We start from the raw sequence: 13504 nt of genomic DNA, 5'->3' as shown, positions 1-13504 counted from the left end.
GATGCCCGGCTCGCAACGCGTCTGCGGCGCCTGCCGATCCGAGCTCATCCGCGAACTCGCCGAAGTGCCCGGCCTCGCCGAGGACTTCGAACTCGCCCGCACCAGACAGGTCCGCCTCGGCGGCGGCACAGTTGGCGGGCGCGGCACCGAAACGCCGCTGCCGTACAACGAGCGGGCATCGGAAGTCTCCGCCGTCCTCCAGGCCGTCCTCAACGGGTGGGCGCGGACGCTCGCCACCAGCGTGCAGAAGCTCCGCGGCCCCACGTGTCTCGACTGCGAACACCCGACGTGCACGTACATCGACCTCGGTCGCGCGCCCCGCCACCAGCCCGCCCACGCCGCGCACTGGCTCCGCCGCCACGCCGACGCCCTGATCCGTCACCAGGGCGGCGTGAAGGCGCTCGAAGACATCCTGACCGCCATACGCAACGGCCGCCGCGCCATCGACCGGGCGCCGGACAGCATGTACGCCGGCCCATGCAGCGTCTGCGACGGCGACCTGTACGCCCGCCCAGGAGCCGCCGCGGTCACGTGCCGATGGTGCCGAGACGACGACAACCGCCCCCTCCGCTACGAGGTCGCCGACCGGCGCACGCACATGCTCCACGTCTTGGAGGAGTACGAGCTGACCGCCCCCGAGGTCGCCCGCGCCCTCACCTCGCTGATCCACCCGATCAAGCCCGCGCTGCTCCACACATGGGTATCCAGGCAGAAGCTCCAGCCCGTCTGCATCAACGAGGCAGGCCGCATGCTGTTCCGCGTCGGCGACGTCGTAGACCTGATGCTTCAGCCAATCGAGTCCAAAACAGGCAAGGAGACATGCATATGAGCGACGCTATGTTGTTGTGGCTCCGCTCCACGATCGAGGGAGACAAGGCACTCGCTGAGAGGCTGGGCGGCGAGCCAATCTCGATAGACGCCGGCGCGATGCACGAGGACGAGGCCGAACACATTCAGCGCCACGGCCCCAGGGACACGATCGCCCGCTGCGACGCCGAACTGGCGCTGCTCGACGACTTCATACCGATCGTCGAAGAGCTCGACCACATCGCCTACAGCGAAGGGCTTGGGTCGCTGCTGTACGGCGAACCACAGCAGCGGTTGATCAGGATGCTCGCGCGCGGCTACCGCCACCGATCCGGATACCTCGCCGAGTGGACTCCTGAAGCAACGGCTCCGTGACCACGGAGCGCAGAAAGTGCCTCTAGTTGCGCGTGCAATTAGTAAGTGACATGATCCGATCAGATACCGTGGTCACAGTCGTCAAAGAGCTCTCCCGACCCCCCGAGCGGGAGAGCTCTTTGCATGCCCGGACATACACGACAGCGTGTACCCCCGACTCCGGGCGGCCGGTCCAACTGCACGCGCCGTCCGCCCGGAACCATCCCCACACCGCCAGGCCCAAGCGGGTGATCGCATGCCCAGCCGTCAACGCCCCGCTTGCCCACGCCCTGGATGCGAAGAGCTAACCTCTGGTGGCCCATGCTCAGAGCACAAGGCACAAGCAGAGCAGGCACGAGGCACAGCAGCACAACGCGGGTACAGCAGCCAGCACCGTGACCGCTTCAGAGCAGGCGTACTCAGGCGTGACCCCATCTGCGTGGTGTGCCATACAGCCAAGGCCACAGTCGCAGACCACCACCCCACCAGCAGAGCCGACCTGGTAGCACAAGGCCGTGACCCCGACGATCCACGCTATGGACGTGGACTGTGTGCCTCATGTCATGGACATGAGACCCAAGCCAACCCGTCACAGCGCGGTGGATGGAATGCACGATGACGCAAACGATCAATGAAACAGAAACGGACATTCCACGTTTCCGCAGGTCAGAAGCCTGCTCGCGTTTCCGCAGGTCAACAGGGGTGGGGGCCCACCCCTAGATCATGAAAACGGAGACCGCGGGGGAGGCTTTCCGCTGACGCCGCAGGTGAACGGGTTTTCGCGGGGGCCCGTATTCGCGGTGACCAGCCGAATCGTTCGGGCTACGGCCGCCACTCGTTGCGGTAGTCGGGGTGGTCGACGTAGGCGAGGGCCAGCCGTTCCAGCACGCCGTCCACGGAGGACGGTGGCGCTGGGCGGAGAGGCCACCGAAGGACCCAGTTGATCAGCTCCCGCTTGGCTTCGACTTCGCGCAGCACGCGAGTGGGGTCGTGTCGGACGATGTGGCGAACCGTCGCACGCAGTTGGTTGCCGCTCAGGGCGAAGCCTGTCGCGACCTCGATGTCATCGACTGCCAGGACCTCGTCCTGTTCGGCGTTGGCCTTCCAAGGGCCTGGCGATGCTGCGGTGGCCTCCTGCTCGTCCTCGTCGAGGCGGGCACGTAGAAACGCGATCAGGTCGTCCACGCGCTCATCATTCCTCACGAGGGAGGTGCTCGCATGGCTGATCCGCACCGCAAACGCCCGACGCTGCAGGTCGTGCGGGAGGGCAACCCGGGCAAGCGGCCGATCAAGCCGGGCGTTGTGGTCCCTCCTGGAGACTTGCAGGAGCCGGACTGGACTCAGGTGTTCCCGGTCTCGAGGAACCGCGCGTTCCAGGGCGAGAACGTCCGGGCCCGCAACATCGCCCGCCGCGAGTGGCGGCGGATCGTGCCGGTGCTCACGCACACGGCGGGCCTGGGCGACGTCGACGCGACCGTGCTGCAGGACTACTGCGTGTGTGTCGCCCGGGTTGACCAGTGTGAGCGGCAGCTGGCGCGCGACGGCCTGCTGATGCTCGGCGAGCGCGGCTGGCAGAAGCATGGCGCGGCCACGATCGTCGGCGGCTATCGAGCCCAGTTGAAGGTCTACATTCGGGAGCTCGGCCTGTCGCCGTCGGCTCGGGCGGGCATTACGCCGCCCGGGAACGGTGACGATGGCGATGACGACCCCTTCGACTGACCACGGTCTGCCGGTCCCGTACGAGGCGCTGATCGAGCTCGGCCTGACCGAGGCGCAGATCGACGACGCCATCGAGAAGCGGCCGCTCACGGTCGCGTTTCAGGCCGACCGGCAGCCGGGCGCCTACTTCGATGTCGCGCGGGCGCGCAAGGCGCTCAAGGCGCTGGGCGCGTTCAAGCACACGAAGGGCCGCTGGGCAGGGCAAAGGTTCGTGCTCGGCCAGGGCCTGGACCCGTGGCAAGTCGTCTGGATCATCGCCCCGATCATGGGCTGGGTCTTCTGGGACGACGAGATCGAGCGGACCGTACGCGTCATCCGGGCCGCCTGGGTCGAGGTGCCGCGCAAAAACGGCAAGTCGACGATCTCCTCGGGTATCGCGAACGTGCTGCTGCTGGCCGACGGGGAGATCGGCGCCGAGGTGTACGCGGCCGCCGGCAGTCTGCCGCAGGCGGGCCGCGTGTTCGAGGACGCCAAACGCATGTGTCTCACCTCAGCGGCGGCCAGGAGCAAGGTGGAGGCGCTCGCCGAGGTCATCCGCGTGCCGAAGACCGGCGGCATCTTCCGCGCCCTGTCGAAAGTCGCTGAAGCCGCCCACGGCCTCAACGTGTCCGGTGCCGTGATCGACGAGATCCACGTGCACAAGAAGCGGGACCTGGTCGACGCGATCGAGACCGGCACCGGCGCCCGCGACCAGCCGCTCGTCATCTTCATCACGACGGCGGATGAGGCCGATGAGGACACGATCTACGACGAGAAGCACTCGTACACGGAAAAGGTCGCTTCCGGCGTCGTCGAGGACCCTTCGCACTACGGCGTGATCTGGGCGGCCGACGAGGTCGACGACCCCTTCGCCGAAAAGACGTGGCGGAAAGCCAATCCGGGCCTCGGCACCTCGCCTACGCTGCGCTACCTGCGGAAGGAAGCCAACAAGGCGCGCACCACGCCCTCCTACTTCCCGACCTTCTGCCGTCTTCACTTGAACCGGCGGATGCGCGGCCGCAGCCGGCTCATCGACCTCCGAACGTGGGACGCGACCGCGGGCATGCTGACCTGGCCCACGATGCGGGGCCGCCGGGCGTGGGGCGGATTGGACTTGTCGGCGGTCTCCGACTTGACCGCGTGGTGGATCGGTGTCGAATCCCAGCAACCCGACGTAGAGCTCGAGATGGCTTGGCGGTTCTGGGTTCCCGGCGACCGCATCGAGGAGCTGCAACGGCAGCTGCAGGTCCCCCTGCAGCGGTGGGTCAACGAGGGGTTCGTCACGGCGACCGAGGGCGACGTCATCGACTACGCCGCCGTACAACGCGATGTGCTCGCCGACTGCAAACTGCTCGACATGCAGCGCGTCGGCTACGACCGCATGTTCGCCGGCCAGATGGTGCAGGAGCTCGACGTCGCACTGCGCGGCGTGGATGTGGTGCCGGTGGCGCAAACCTTCCTCGGCCAATCCCCCTCGGTGAAGGAACTGCAGCGGCTGCTCGGCAAGTCAGGCGAGCAGGCCGGGCCGGGCCGGATCCGGCACGGCGGCAACCCAGTCGCCCGCTGGATGGCGTCCGTGGTCGAGGTCAAGGATGACGGCCAAGACAATCTGCGGCTGATCAAGCCGGAACGGCGCAAGAGCCAGGCGCGCATCGACGGGATCGCGGCCTGCGTGACCGGCTTGGACGGGTATCTGCGCAGGCCGAAGAAGAAGTCGTCGCGCATGACCGTCACGGGATAGACGAGACCGACCGGCACCACAACGATCTGAGGGGGTGGACGGTGGCTTTCGATCTGTCCCCGGAGCAGTGGCTGAACCGGTTGAAGCGGCGCCACGAGGCCGAGCTGCCCGCGCTGCGGCAGCTGGACGACTACTACGAGGGTCTGCAGCCGCTGTCCTACATGCATCCGGAGCTGCTGAAAGAGCTCGACAAGCGGATCCGGAAGGTTGTCGTCAACTGGCCGCGGCTGATCGTTGATGCGGTCGAGGAGCGGATCGACGTCGAGGGTTTCCGGCGCGACTCCGACTCGGAGGCGGATAAGGGCCTGTGGGAGATGTGGCAGGCCAACGACCTGGACGAGGCGAGCCAGCAGGCGCACGTCGACGCCATGGTGATGCGCCGCAGTTTCATCACCGTCGGCGCCAACGAAGACGACAAGGAACTGCCTCTGATCACGGTCGAGTCGCCGCTGCAGATGCACGTCGACATCGACCCGCGCACCCGGAAAGTCCGGGCCGCGCTGCGGCACTGGTGCGATGACGAGGCCGCCCTGGACGGCCAGGTCCGCGAGCAGTACGCCACGCTGCTCCTGCCAGACGAGACGATCCACTACGAGTTCGCCCAGGGCTGGGCTGAGGTCGATCGGGACGAGCACGGCCTGGGTGTGGTGCCTGTGGTGCCGCTGGTCAACCGGCCGCGCCTGATGTATCCGCTCGGCATCTCGGAGTTGGCCGACATCGTGCCGATCTCTGACGCCGCCTGCAAAATCGCCACTGACATGATGGTGGCCGCCGAATTCCACGCCATCCCCCGGCGGTGGGTGTTCGGTGCCGACAAGGAAGATTTCCAGGACGCCGACGGCAACCCGCTGTCGACGTGGTCGCAGCTGATGGGCCGCCTGTGGGCCAACGAGAAAGGCCCGCAGGAGATCGCCGCCGGCCAGTTCCCGGAGAGCGATCTGGCGAACTTCCATAACACGCTGAACTCGCTCGCGAGGCTGGCCAGCTCGCTGTCCGGGCTGCCGCCGCACTATCTCGGCTACAGCACGGAGAATCCGGCGTCGGCTGACGGTATCCGGTCGAGTGAGGCGCGGCTGGTGAAGCGTGCCGAACGCAAGGAGCGGCCGTGGGGAGGCTCGTGGGAGCGCGCGATGCGGCTCGCCGAGCGGATCCGGGACGGCAAGTGGAACGAGAAGTCGCGGTCGTTGGAGACGATCTGGCGGGACGCTTCGACGCCGACCGAGGCGGCCAAGGCCGACGCTGTGGTCAAGAAGGTCACGGCGAAGATCATCGATGATGAGCAGGCGTGGGAGGACCTCGGCTACACCTCGACGCAGCGTGAGCGCATGCGGAAGCGGAAGAAGGCGGCCGAGTCCGCGTTCAACGACGCCATGGCGGGCAACGTGGCCGGGCTGGTCGGCCCCAAGCCGCCGCTCGACGGCGGCCAGGACGAGCTGGCGGCCGCAGGCGGACCCCAGCCGGCAGGAGTGAACGGTGGCGCTGCAGCAGGTCGTTGACGCCCACTACCGGGCCCAGCAGCAGATCGCCGCCGTCACCGCTGCGCAGGCCCAAGAGCTGTGGCGCGGGATCGAGGCGACGTCGGCGATCGAGCAGTGGACGCAGCTGCTCGCCCAGGTCGTGCAGCTACTAACCACCGGACAGCTGGCGGCCGCCAGATTGACGATGCCGTACCTGCGCGAGCTGGCCACCGCCCAAGGTGTGCCGCCGAACGCCGCCGTGGTGAACGCCGCCGCGCTGGCCGGGATCGCCTCCGACGGCCGGACGCTGGCCAGCCTGCTGATGCAGCCCGCCCTACAGACGGCAGGATGGCGGGCGCGTGGCGCCGACGACCAGACGGCGCTCCGGTCTGGGCTCGCCTCGCTGGTGCGGATCGTGGACACACAGGTCGCCGACGCCTCCCGCGTCGCCGATCAAGTCGGCATCACCGGCACCCGGACATGGGTCACCTACGTACGGAACGTGTCCCTGCCGGCGTGCGGGCGGTGCATCATCCTGGCGGGCAGAAGCTACTCGTGGTCAACCGGGTTCGCCCGGCACGAGAACTGCGACTGCACGATGGTGCCCCAAAGGGAGGGCGATACGCCGCCGACGTCGCCACGGGAGCTGTTCGACAGCATGACCAGCGAGCAGCAGCAACGGGCATTCACCGCCGCCGGCGCGGAGGCGATCCGGCTCGGCGCCGACCCTGGGCAGATCGTCAACGCCCGCCGCGGCATGTCCAAGGCGGGCGGCCGGCTGGTCACGACCGAAGGGACGACCCGCCGCAGTGTGGCTGGCAGGCGCATGCAGTTGACCTCGGGGCGTAGATCGGCGATCCGGCCGATGCCTGAACAGCTGCTCGCCGACGCCGGTGGCGACCGCGACGAGGCCATCCGGCTGCTGAGTAGGTTCGGCTACCTCCTTGGCGAGCCGACCCCTGTACCGAGGGCCGCGCGGGACACAGTGACGATTCCGCAGCCACGGCAGGCAGCCGAACCCGCCGCCGAGCCGGTGGTGCCGCAGCCGGCCGTCGTCCGGCTCACCGATGAGCAGTATCAGGCGCTCAGCGACGAGGACCTAGCCGAGCGGTTCAACGAGGCGCTCGGGCAGGGCGATGAGCTGGAGATCGAGCGCGCGGCCGCGGAGATGGCGCTCCGCGACCAGGTGGACGAGCCGCCAACGGCACCTGAGGTGGGCGAAAGCTGGGGTACCTGGGACGACCTGGAGATCACCGACGACGATCGCCGTGTCGACGAGCTGGTGGCCCAGGGCTGGGACTACGTCGAGGCCTACGCCGAGGTGTACAACGTCGACCCTGAGCAGCTCCGCCGCGAGGAGCGCCGCGCGGCGATCGAGGCAGACCGACGCGAGGGCGAATCTCTCGATCAGACCGTCGCGCGCCTCTACCGCGATTGGGTTCACACCCAGTGGTTGCAGGCTGAGAACACGACGAATGGATTTCTGCTGAACAAGGCCGGACGGGCTGCGGGAATCGACCCGATCACGCTGTTCTCAGGACCGACGAGCAGGGCGACCGCCTACGCTTCGGAAGAGCTGCGCCGCTGGTGGAACGACAACCCGCGGATGACTCTCACGGAGTTCCGCGCCCAGGTCCTCGGGCGTGAAAGCGACCGGCGGGCGGCGCGCACGACGCAGGAGATTGGAGGCGCGGGCATATGACGCTCACCGAGGCGCAGACCCACGCAGCCGTCACCCACGCCCGATTCGCCGCGCGGCGCGATCTGCCGATGACCAGTTGCCCGTACGTCGGCCGACAGGACGATACGTCGCGCGCACTGACCCAGGTGTGGGTTCGCGCCTACCTTGTGATCCGGCCGCCGGCGCCGGACGCAGTCGTCTACACCGACGACGGCGCCTGACGCCGAGCGCCCCTGACGGCCCTCTTGACCACCGCGGCGATCGCCGCGGTTCAACACTCGCCGCGGCGCGATGCTGTGGCGCTTCGAGAGAGACAGCTGCGATGGCTGACGACACCACCAGTGACACCAGCACACCGGATCAGAGCGACGGCGGCGGCCAGCAGGACACGTCCGCGACGGACACCCCTGCGGGCGACGGCCAGCTCGGCGACGGCGGTAAGAAGGCGCTGGACAGCGAGCGGACGGCACGCAAGGAAGCCGAGAAGCGCGCCAGGGAGCTGGAGAAGAAGGTCCAGGCGTTCGAGGACGCCAACAAGTCCGAGCTGGAGCAGGCGGCCGGCCGCGCCGAGCAGGCCGAGCAGCGCGCCCAGGCGCTCATCGACCGGACCGTGACGGCGGAGATCCGTGCCGCTGCGGCTGCCACGTTCAATGACCCGGAGGACGCCGCGGTGTTCCTCGATCGGGCGTCGTACGTGGGCGACGACGGCGACATCGATACGGCCCGGATCAAGTCCGATCTGGGGGATCTACTCAAGCGGAAGCCGCACCTCGCGAAGAGGTCCGGCCCGAAGCCGGACCCCAGCCAGGGCGCGAAGCCTGGCGGCACGCCGGACCTGAATGCGCAGATCGCCGAAGCCCAGAAGGCGCGGGACTTCCCGCGCGCCATCGCGCTCAAGCGGCAACTCGCCGCACAGAACGCACAGACATCGACCACATAGGAGCTGACCATGGCGGGGATTACCGGCCTCGGCACTACCTTCAACCTGCCGAACTACACCAACGAGCTGTATGCGCTGACGCCGGACGACACCCCGCTGCTGTCCGCGATCGGCGGCCTCACCGGCGGCGGCCAGACCACCTCGACGGAGTTCGAGTGGCAGACCTACGACCTGCGGGATCCCGGCCAGCGCGTCAAGCTGGAAGGCGCCGACGCGCCGACCGCTGAGGAGCGCGTCCGGGCGAACGTGAAGAACGTCGTCCAGATCCACCAGGAGAAGGTCAGCGTTTCGTACACCAAGCAGGCTGCGACTGGGCAGCTGGCCAGCCCGCAGTCGGCGCCGTTCAACCACCCGGGCGGCGGCCCCAACCCGGTGACGAACGAGATGGACTGGCAGGTAGCGCAGGCGCTCAAGTCGATCGCGCTGGACGTCAACTGGTCGTTCATCAACGGCCAGTACGTGCTGCCGACCACGAACGCCACCGCCCGCCAGACGAAGGGCCTGCTGGCGGCGATCACCACGAACCGGATCGCCAAGGGCACCACCGTCACCGGCCTGACGTCCGCAACGGACACGATCACCTCGACCGGCCACGGTTTCGTCGACGGAGACAAGCTGGTGTTCACCAGCGCGGGCACCGCGAGCAACATCGTGCCCGGCCGCCTCTACTACGTCGACCAGATCGACGCCAACAGCTTCAAGGTGTCGACCAGCCTCGGCGGCACGGCCATCACGCTCGGCACCGGCACCGGTATCGCCTACACCAAGCCGTGGACGACCGCGCTTACCTCGGATCATGTCAACGACCTGATCCAGCTCGGCTACGACAACGGCGGCTTCTCCGAGCAGACCACCGCCACCCTCCTGGTCAACTCGATCCAGAAGCGGGCCATCACCAAGGCGTACGCGTCGGCGTACGGGCAGTTCCAGGAGACCAGCCGCAACGTGGGCGGCGTCAACGTCACCACTGTCACCACCGACTTCGGAATTTTCAACATCATGTCCGACAGGCACATGCCGCAGGACACCGTCGTCGCGGTGTCGCTGGAGCAGCTCATGCCCGTCTTCCTCAGCATCCCGGGCAAGGGCGTGATGTTCGAGGAGCCGCTGGCGAAGACCGGCTCGGCGGACAACTCGCAGATCTACGGCGAGGTCGGGTTGAAGTTCGGCTCGGAGAAGGCGCACGCCGTCATGACCGGGCTCAAGCTCTGATGGCCACCTACATTCGGGGTGCTGGCGGGCACGTGGCCGAGCGGGTACAGCCAGCACCCGGCAGCGACGACGCCACCCGCCTCGAGCAGCTGGCCGACGACCCGGAGTCCGGCTGGCGCATCGAGGACACAGACACGGCCGAGTCTGAGGGCCCGTTCGACCCGTCCGCCCACGACATGCCGATCGTCCTCGCCTACCTGCAGAAGGCCGATCTCGACGAGGCGGTTCGGGTTTTGGACGCGGAGGCGGCCGACGGCGGCAAGAAGCGCAAGGGCGTGCTCGGCGTCCGAGACGAGCTCCTGGCCAGTAAGAAGGAGTAGCCGTGGCGGCGTTCGCGACCCTGGACCAGTTCAAGGCACGGTTCGAGCGGGCGGTGAAGCTGGCCGAGGAGGCCCGCATCACCGCGCGGCTGGATGACGCGAGCGCCCTCATGGTCGGCCGCGTACCGAAGCTGGCCACCATCACCCCGACCCCGGCAATAGCGGTGAGCGTGTGCTACGACATGGTCGCCCGCGTCTTCCGGAACCCGGAAGGCAAGTTCCGGGAGGCCTTCGGCGACGACTACGAGTACCAGCGCGACGAGGCACAGGCATCGGGCGAACTGGTGCTCACCGAATCGGAGTATGAGGACCTGGTCGCCGCCGTGTCCGGGACGGCGGCCGCGGGCCGAGCGTTCTCGATCACTCCGCTCTACCCGCCATGCCCGGAGGAGTCGTGAGCCTGCAAGACGCACTCGCGGGGCCGCGCGAGCTGATCGTGGACGCCGTCATGGAAGAAATGTGTGTGGTCGAGCACCGCACCGGCACCGAGCTCGACCCGGTCACGCTCGTCGAGGTCGACGTGTGGGAACCGCTCTACGACGGCCCGTGCAAGGCCTCACCGCTCACCGCCGGGCGCGACACGCAGTGGGGCGAGGGCGAGGTGGTCCTTCACCGGTACACCCTCAAACTCCCCTACAGCGCCGCCGAGCCGGTCCAGGCCGGACCCGACTACCGGGCCACCGTCACGGCCAGCGCGGACGCCTGGCTGGTCGACCGGCCGCTCGAAGTCGTCGACGTCGTCTACTCGGCCACCGCGGTCACGCGCCGGCTGATCGTCGAAGACCGATCGTGAGGGGAGGACCTGGTGGCTGACGACATGCTCGACGCGTCCGAGCTCCTGGCCCTCAGCGCGTACATCGACGACGGGGCGCGGCGCGCGGCCGAGGGCGCCTACCCGCTCGTCAAGGATCACGCACTCAAGCTGCGTGACCGGTGGCGCGACAACGCGAAGCGGAGCGCTGGCCGTCACGGCAAGCACTACTCCAAGAGCATCACCGCCGACCAGGTCTACGATCCGGGCGCCGCGGTGTGGGAGGTGGGCCCGGACCGGGCGTTCCCGCAGGGCTCGATGGGCCGAGGCTTCGAGTTCGGGTCGGCGCACCAACCGCCTCATCTGGACGGCGCCCGCGCCACCGTGGCCACCGAGCCCGAGTTCAACCAGGCGGTCGACGACTTCATGCGGGGTCTGCTGTGACCGAGCCGCAGGAAGCGCACCCGCTAGCCGAGGCGATCCGGCAGATGCTCGACAACGGCCTGCCCTCGGCCGCCACCGTGCACCTGGGCGGCGTACCGTCCGGCACCCCGACGCCGTACGTGGTGATCTACCCCGACATCGGGACGGAGACGCCGGCCGACAGATCTCTGGCGGACGACGTGTCGACTGACTTCCGGTTCCAGGCCACCAGCGTGGGCGCCACCTACACCCAGGCGATGCTGACCGCCGGCATGGCCAACACGCTGCTGCTGACCACCATCCCGGCGGTGACGGGCCGCCGTGTCCGCCCGATCCGGCAGGAGGGCTCACAGCCGGTCCGCCGCGAGGACGAATCCAGCCCCCTGTGGTTCGCCACCGCCCAATACCTGGCGCGCAGCGACCGCACTTCGTAGATCCAGTTCGTTTCCCAGCCCGACACCGCAGGTGGCCGGGCTCTTTGCCATGCCTCGAAAGGAGCCCCATGGCCACCCGAGCACCGCAGGTCGCCACCGTCGCAGGCGGTGTCCTGACCATGTACAACGCTGCCGCCGCCGACAAGGTGTCCGGCGTCACCAAGCCCACCCGGATGATCGTCAACAATGCGACGGCCGCGCCGGTCACACTCACTGTCGACCCGGTCGGCAACAACGAGTACGGCGTCGCCAACCCGCCGAAGGTGTGGACGATCCCAGTCGGCTTCTACTTCCTGGACCTGCTGCCCACCTTCCGCGACCCGGCCGACACGAACCTGGTCTCCCTGGCCTGGTCCGCCACGCCGGGCTCGACGCTGACATGGGCGGCGGTGGGCTGATGGGCGCGCGCATGATCCCGGTCCGCAACATCGAGACCGGCCAGGAAACCCGGGTCGGCGAGAGCGCCTTCCCCTACTTCGCCGGCACCTTCGAGCGGCTCGACCAGCCCGCCGCCGACCCCGCCGCCAACACCCCCAGCAAGCCGGACAAGAGCGCCGCCAAGCGCCCGGCCACCACCGAGAGCAAGGAGTAGAGACATGGCCGGTGAAGACCTCCTCGGCGACGGCATGATCAAGGTGACATACCTGCTCACCCTGTCCAACATCTCCAACCCGCCCGCGGCCGAGCTCAACGCTGGCGTGGACCTGCAGCAGTACATCCTCAAGGACGGCCTGGGCATCGAGCCCGACCAGAGCCCGGTGGACAACACCAGCCTGGCCAGCAAGTCCGAGACCGAGCGGGCCGGCACCGCCAAGTTCGCGATCGAGCTGATGTGCAAGCGCAAGCTGGCCTCCGGCGAGGACGTCGCCTACAACACGCTGGTGCCCGGCCAGGACGCATTCCTCGCCGTGCGCCGCACCAAGGACAACGAGTTGCCGTGGGTGACGGGCGACGAGGCGGAAATCCACCCCATCCAGAACGGGATCCGCAAGAAGCAGCAGACCGCGCTCAACGAGGTGCAGAAGTTCTCCTCGAAGCTGTTCAACCACAGCGACTCCGACATTGACGCGGTGGTCGCCTGATGGCCGCACCGCGCTACGTCGAGGACATCGACGACTTCCTGGACGGGCTCAAGCTGCCCGAGACCGAGGTGCCGATCTGCATGCGGGGCGACCTGCAGTCGAAGTTCGAGGAGCTCGAACGCGACTTGGAGGCCGCCCGTCGCAGCGCCGACTCCGACTCTCTGGCCGGGTCCGGCAGCGACACACGTCGTCTGGCAGAGGAGATCACCGCGCTGCAGGACGAGATGCAGGAGCACGTCCGCGTGTTCTGGCTGCGTGCGCTGCCACGCAAGGAGTGGTCCGACCTGATCAAGGAGCACAAGCCGCGCAAGCAGGACGCGCCGGCCGACTTCAACCGCGACACCTTCCCCGTCGCGGCGCTGGCCGCCTGCTCGGTGAAGCCGAGTATCAACGAGGCGCAGGCGGGCAAGGTGATCGACCGCATCGCGCAAGGCCAGTGGGCCACCCTGTGGGACGCCATCCTGCAGTTGAACGGGGGTAGCGGCGAGGTCCCTTTCTCGTACGCAGCCTCCGCGATTCTGTCCAACACCAGAACGAGCTGAGGCTCGCCCGCGCCTACCGCATCCCCCGCTCCAAGCTGCTCGGGCGTGAACCGCGAACGGTC

At 68.2% G+C, this 13504-nt stretch carries 19 protein-coding genes; 18 read left to right on the top strand and 1 reads right to left on the bottom strand.

The genetic code is table 11. The annotated features are described in order from the left end of the window. Position 1: 1 nt before the first annotated feature. Together AB0B61_RS15745 and AB0B61_RS15740 are read left to right on the top strand one after the other, a co-directional pair. Complete coding sequence (locus tag AB0B61_RS15745; protein ID WP_358432064.1) at positions 2-829, top strand: hypothetical protein; 828 nt, start codon at positions 2-4, stop codon at positions 827-829. Continuing rightward, positions 826-1182, top strand: a complete 357-nt coding sequence (locus tag AB0B61_RS15740) for a DUF6221 family protein (RefSeq protein WP_358432063.1) — start codon at positions 826-828, stop codon at positions 1180-1182. The genes AB0B61_RS15745 and AB0B61_RS15740 overlap by 4 nt, the downstream gene beginning before the upstream one ends. 801 nt (positions 1183-1983) lie before the next feature. On the opposite strand, the gene AB0B61_RS15735 is transcribed toward AB0B61_RS15740, so the two are convergent. Further along, positions 1984-2346 carry a DUF6221 family protein gene (locus AB0B61_RS15735; RefSeq protein WP_358432062.1) on the bottom strand — a complete coding sequence of 121 codons (363 nt, stop codon included), beginning with the start codon at positions 2344-2346 and terminating at the stop codon, positions 1984-1986. Positions 2347-2379: 33 nt separating this feature from the next. Between AB0B61_RS15735 and AB0B61_RS15730 the strand changes: the two genes are divergently transcribed. The 16 genes from AB0B61_RS15730 to AB0B61_RS15655 all read left to right on the top strand — a co-directional run bounded on the left by AB0B61_RS15730 (position 2380) and on the right by AB0B61_RS15655 (position 13442). Beyond that, on the top strand, positions 2380-2880 hold the full coding sequence (locus AB0B61_RS15730; protein WP_358432061.1) for a phage terminase small subunit P27 family: 501 nt from the start codon (positions 2380-2382) through the stop codon (positions 2878-2880). Next, on the top strand, positions 2861-4600 hold the full coding sequence (locus AB0B61_RS15725; RefSeq protein WP_358432060.1) for a terminase TerL endonuclease subunit: 1740 nt from the start codon (positions 2861-2863) through the stop codon (positions 4598-4600). The genes AB0B61_RS15730 and AB0B61_RS15725 overlap by 20 nt, the downstream gene beginning before the upstream one ends. Before the next feature lie 41 nt (positions 4601-4641). Further along, entirely contained in the window at positions 4642-6096 is a 1455-nt protein-coding gene (locus AB0B61_RS15720) for a phage portal protein (protein ID WP_358432059.1), read from the top strand. Next, positions 6074-7759, top strand: a complete 1686-nt coding sequence (locus AB0B61_RS15715; protein ID WP_358432058.1) for a hypothetical protein — start codon at positions 6074-6076, stop codon at positions 7757-7759. The genes AB0B61_RS15720 and AB0B61_RS15715 overlap by 23 nt, the downstream gene beginning before the upstream one ends. Continuing rightward, complete coding sequence (locus tag AB0B61_RS15710) at positions 7756-7959, top strand: hypothetical protein (RefSeq protein WP_358432057.1); 204 nt, start codon at positions 7756-7758, stop codon at positions 7957-7959. Before AB0B61_RS15715 ends, AB0B61_RS15710 begins: the two co-directional genes overlap by 4 nt. A 101-nt stretch (positions 7960-8060) precedes the next feature. Beyond that, positions 8061-8678: a hypothetical protein gene (locus tag AB0B61_RS15705; protein ID WP_358432056.1), complete on the top strand. Its 618-nt coding sequence runs from the start codon at positions 8061-8063 to the stop codon at positions 8676-8678. Between the two features lie 9 nt (positions 8679-8687). Continuing rightward, a complete protein-coding gene (locus AB0B61_RS15700) occupies positions 8688-9890 on the top strand; it encodes a DUF5309 family protein (RefSeq protein WP_358432055.1) in 1203 nt (400 codons plus the stop codon). Further along, positions 9890-10210, top strand: a complete 321-nt coding sequence (locus AB0B61_RS15695) for a hypothetical protein (protein WP_358432054.1) — start codon at positions 9890-9892, stop codon at positions 10208-10210. The genes AB0B61_RS15700 and AB0B61_RS15695 overlap by 1 nt, the downstream gene beginning before the upstream one ends. Positions 10211-10212: 2 nt before the next feature. Continuing rightward, positions 10213-10608 carry a hypothetical protein gene (locus AB0B61_RS15690; protein WP_358432053.1) on the top strand — a complete coding sequence of 132 codons (396 nt, stop codon included), beginning with the start codon at positions 10213-10215 and terminating at the stop codon, positions 10606-10608. Next, positions 10605-11003 carry a DUF6093 family protein gene (locus tag AB0B61_RS15685; protein ID WP_358432052.1) on the top strand — a complete coding sequence of 133 codons (399 nt, stop codon included), beginning with the start codon at positions 10605-10607 and terminating at the stop codon, positions 11001-11003. Before AB0B61_RS15690 ends, AB0B61_RS15685 begins: the two co-directional genes overlap by 4 nt. A gap of 12 nt (positions 11004-11015) precedes the next feature. Beyond that, positions 11016-11405, top strand: a complete 390-nt coding sequence (locus AB0B61_RS15680; RefSeq protein WP_358432051.1) for a hypothetical protein — start codon at positions 11016-11018, stop codon at positions 11403-11405. After that, positions 11402-11818, top strand: coding sequence for a hypothetical protein (locus AB0B61_RS15675; protein ID WP_358432050.1), 417 nt, complete (start codon positions 11402-11404; stop codon positions 11816-11818). The genes AB0B61_RS15680 and AB0B61_RS15675 overlap by 4 nt, the downstream gene beginning before the upstream one ends. 68 nt (positions 11819-11886) lie before the next feature. Next, positions 11887-12216, top strand: coding sequence for a hypothetical protein (locus AB0B61_RS15670; RefSeq protein ID WP_358432049.1), 330 nt, complete (start codon positions 11887-11889; stop codon positions 12214-12216). Then, on the top strand, positions 12216-12410 hold the full coding sequence (locus AB0B61_RS15665) for a hypothetical protein (RefSeq protein ID WP_358432048.1): 195 nt from the start codon (positions 12216-12218) through the stop codon (positions 12408-12410). Before AB0B61_RS15670 ends, AB0B61_RS15665 begins: the two co-directional genes overlap by 1 nt. Positions 12411-12414: 4 nt before the next feature. Beyond that, the gene (locus AB0B61_RS15660) at positions 12415-12900 is read left to right on the top strand and encodes a hypothetical protein (RefSeq protein ID WP_358432047.1); all 486 of its coding nucleotides are present in this window, start codon (positions 12415-12417) and stop codon (positions 12898-12900) included. Further along, the gene (locus tag AB0B61_RS15655) at positions 12900-13442 is read left to right on the top strand and encodes a hypothetical protein (RefSeq protein WP_358432046.1); all 543 of its coding nucleotides are present in this window, start codon (positions 12900-12902) and stop codon (positions 13440-13442) included. The genes AB0B61_RS15660 and AB0B61_RS15655 overlap by 1 nt, the downstream gene beginning before the upstream one ends. The last annotated feature ends 62 nt before the right edge of the window (positions 13443-13504 follow it).

The organism is Nonomuraea sp. NPDC049158 (genome assembly GCF_040648335.1).
Lineage (GTDB): Bacteria > Actinomycetota > Actinomycetes > Streptosporangiales > Streptosporangiaceae > Nonomuraea.
This window is presented reverse-complemented; position numbering and strand designations above follow the sequence as displayed.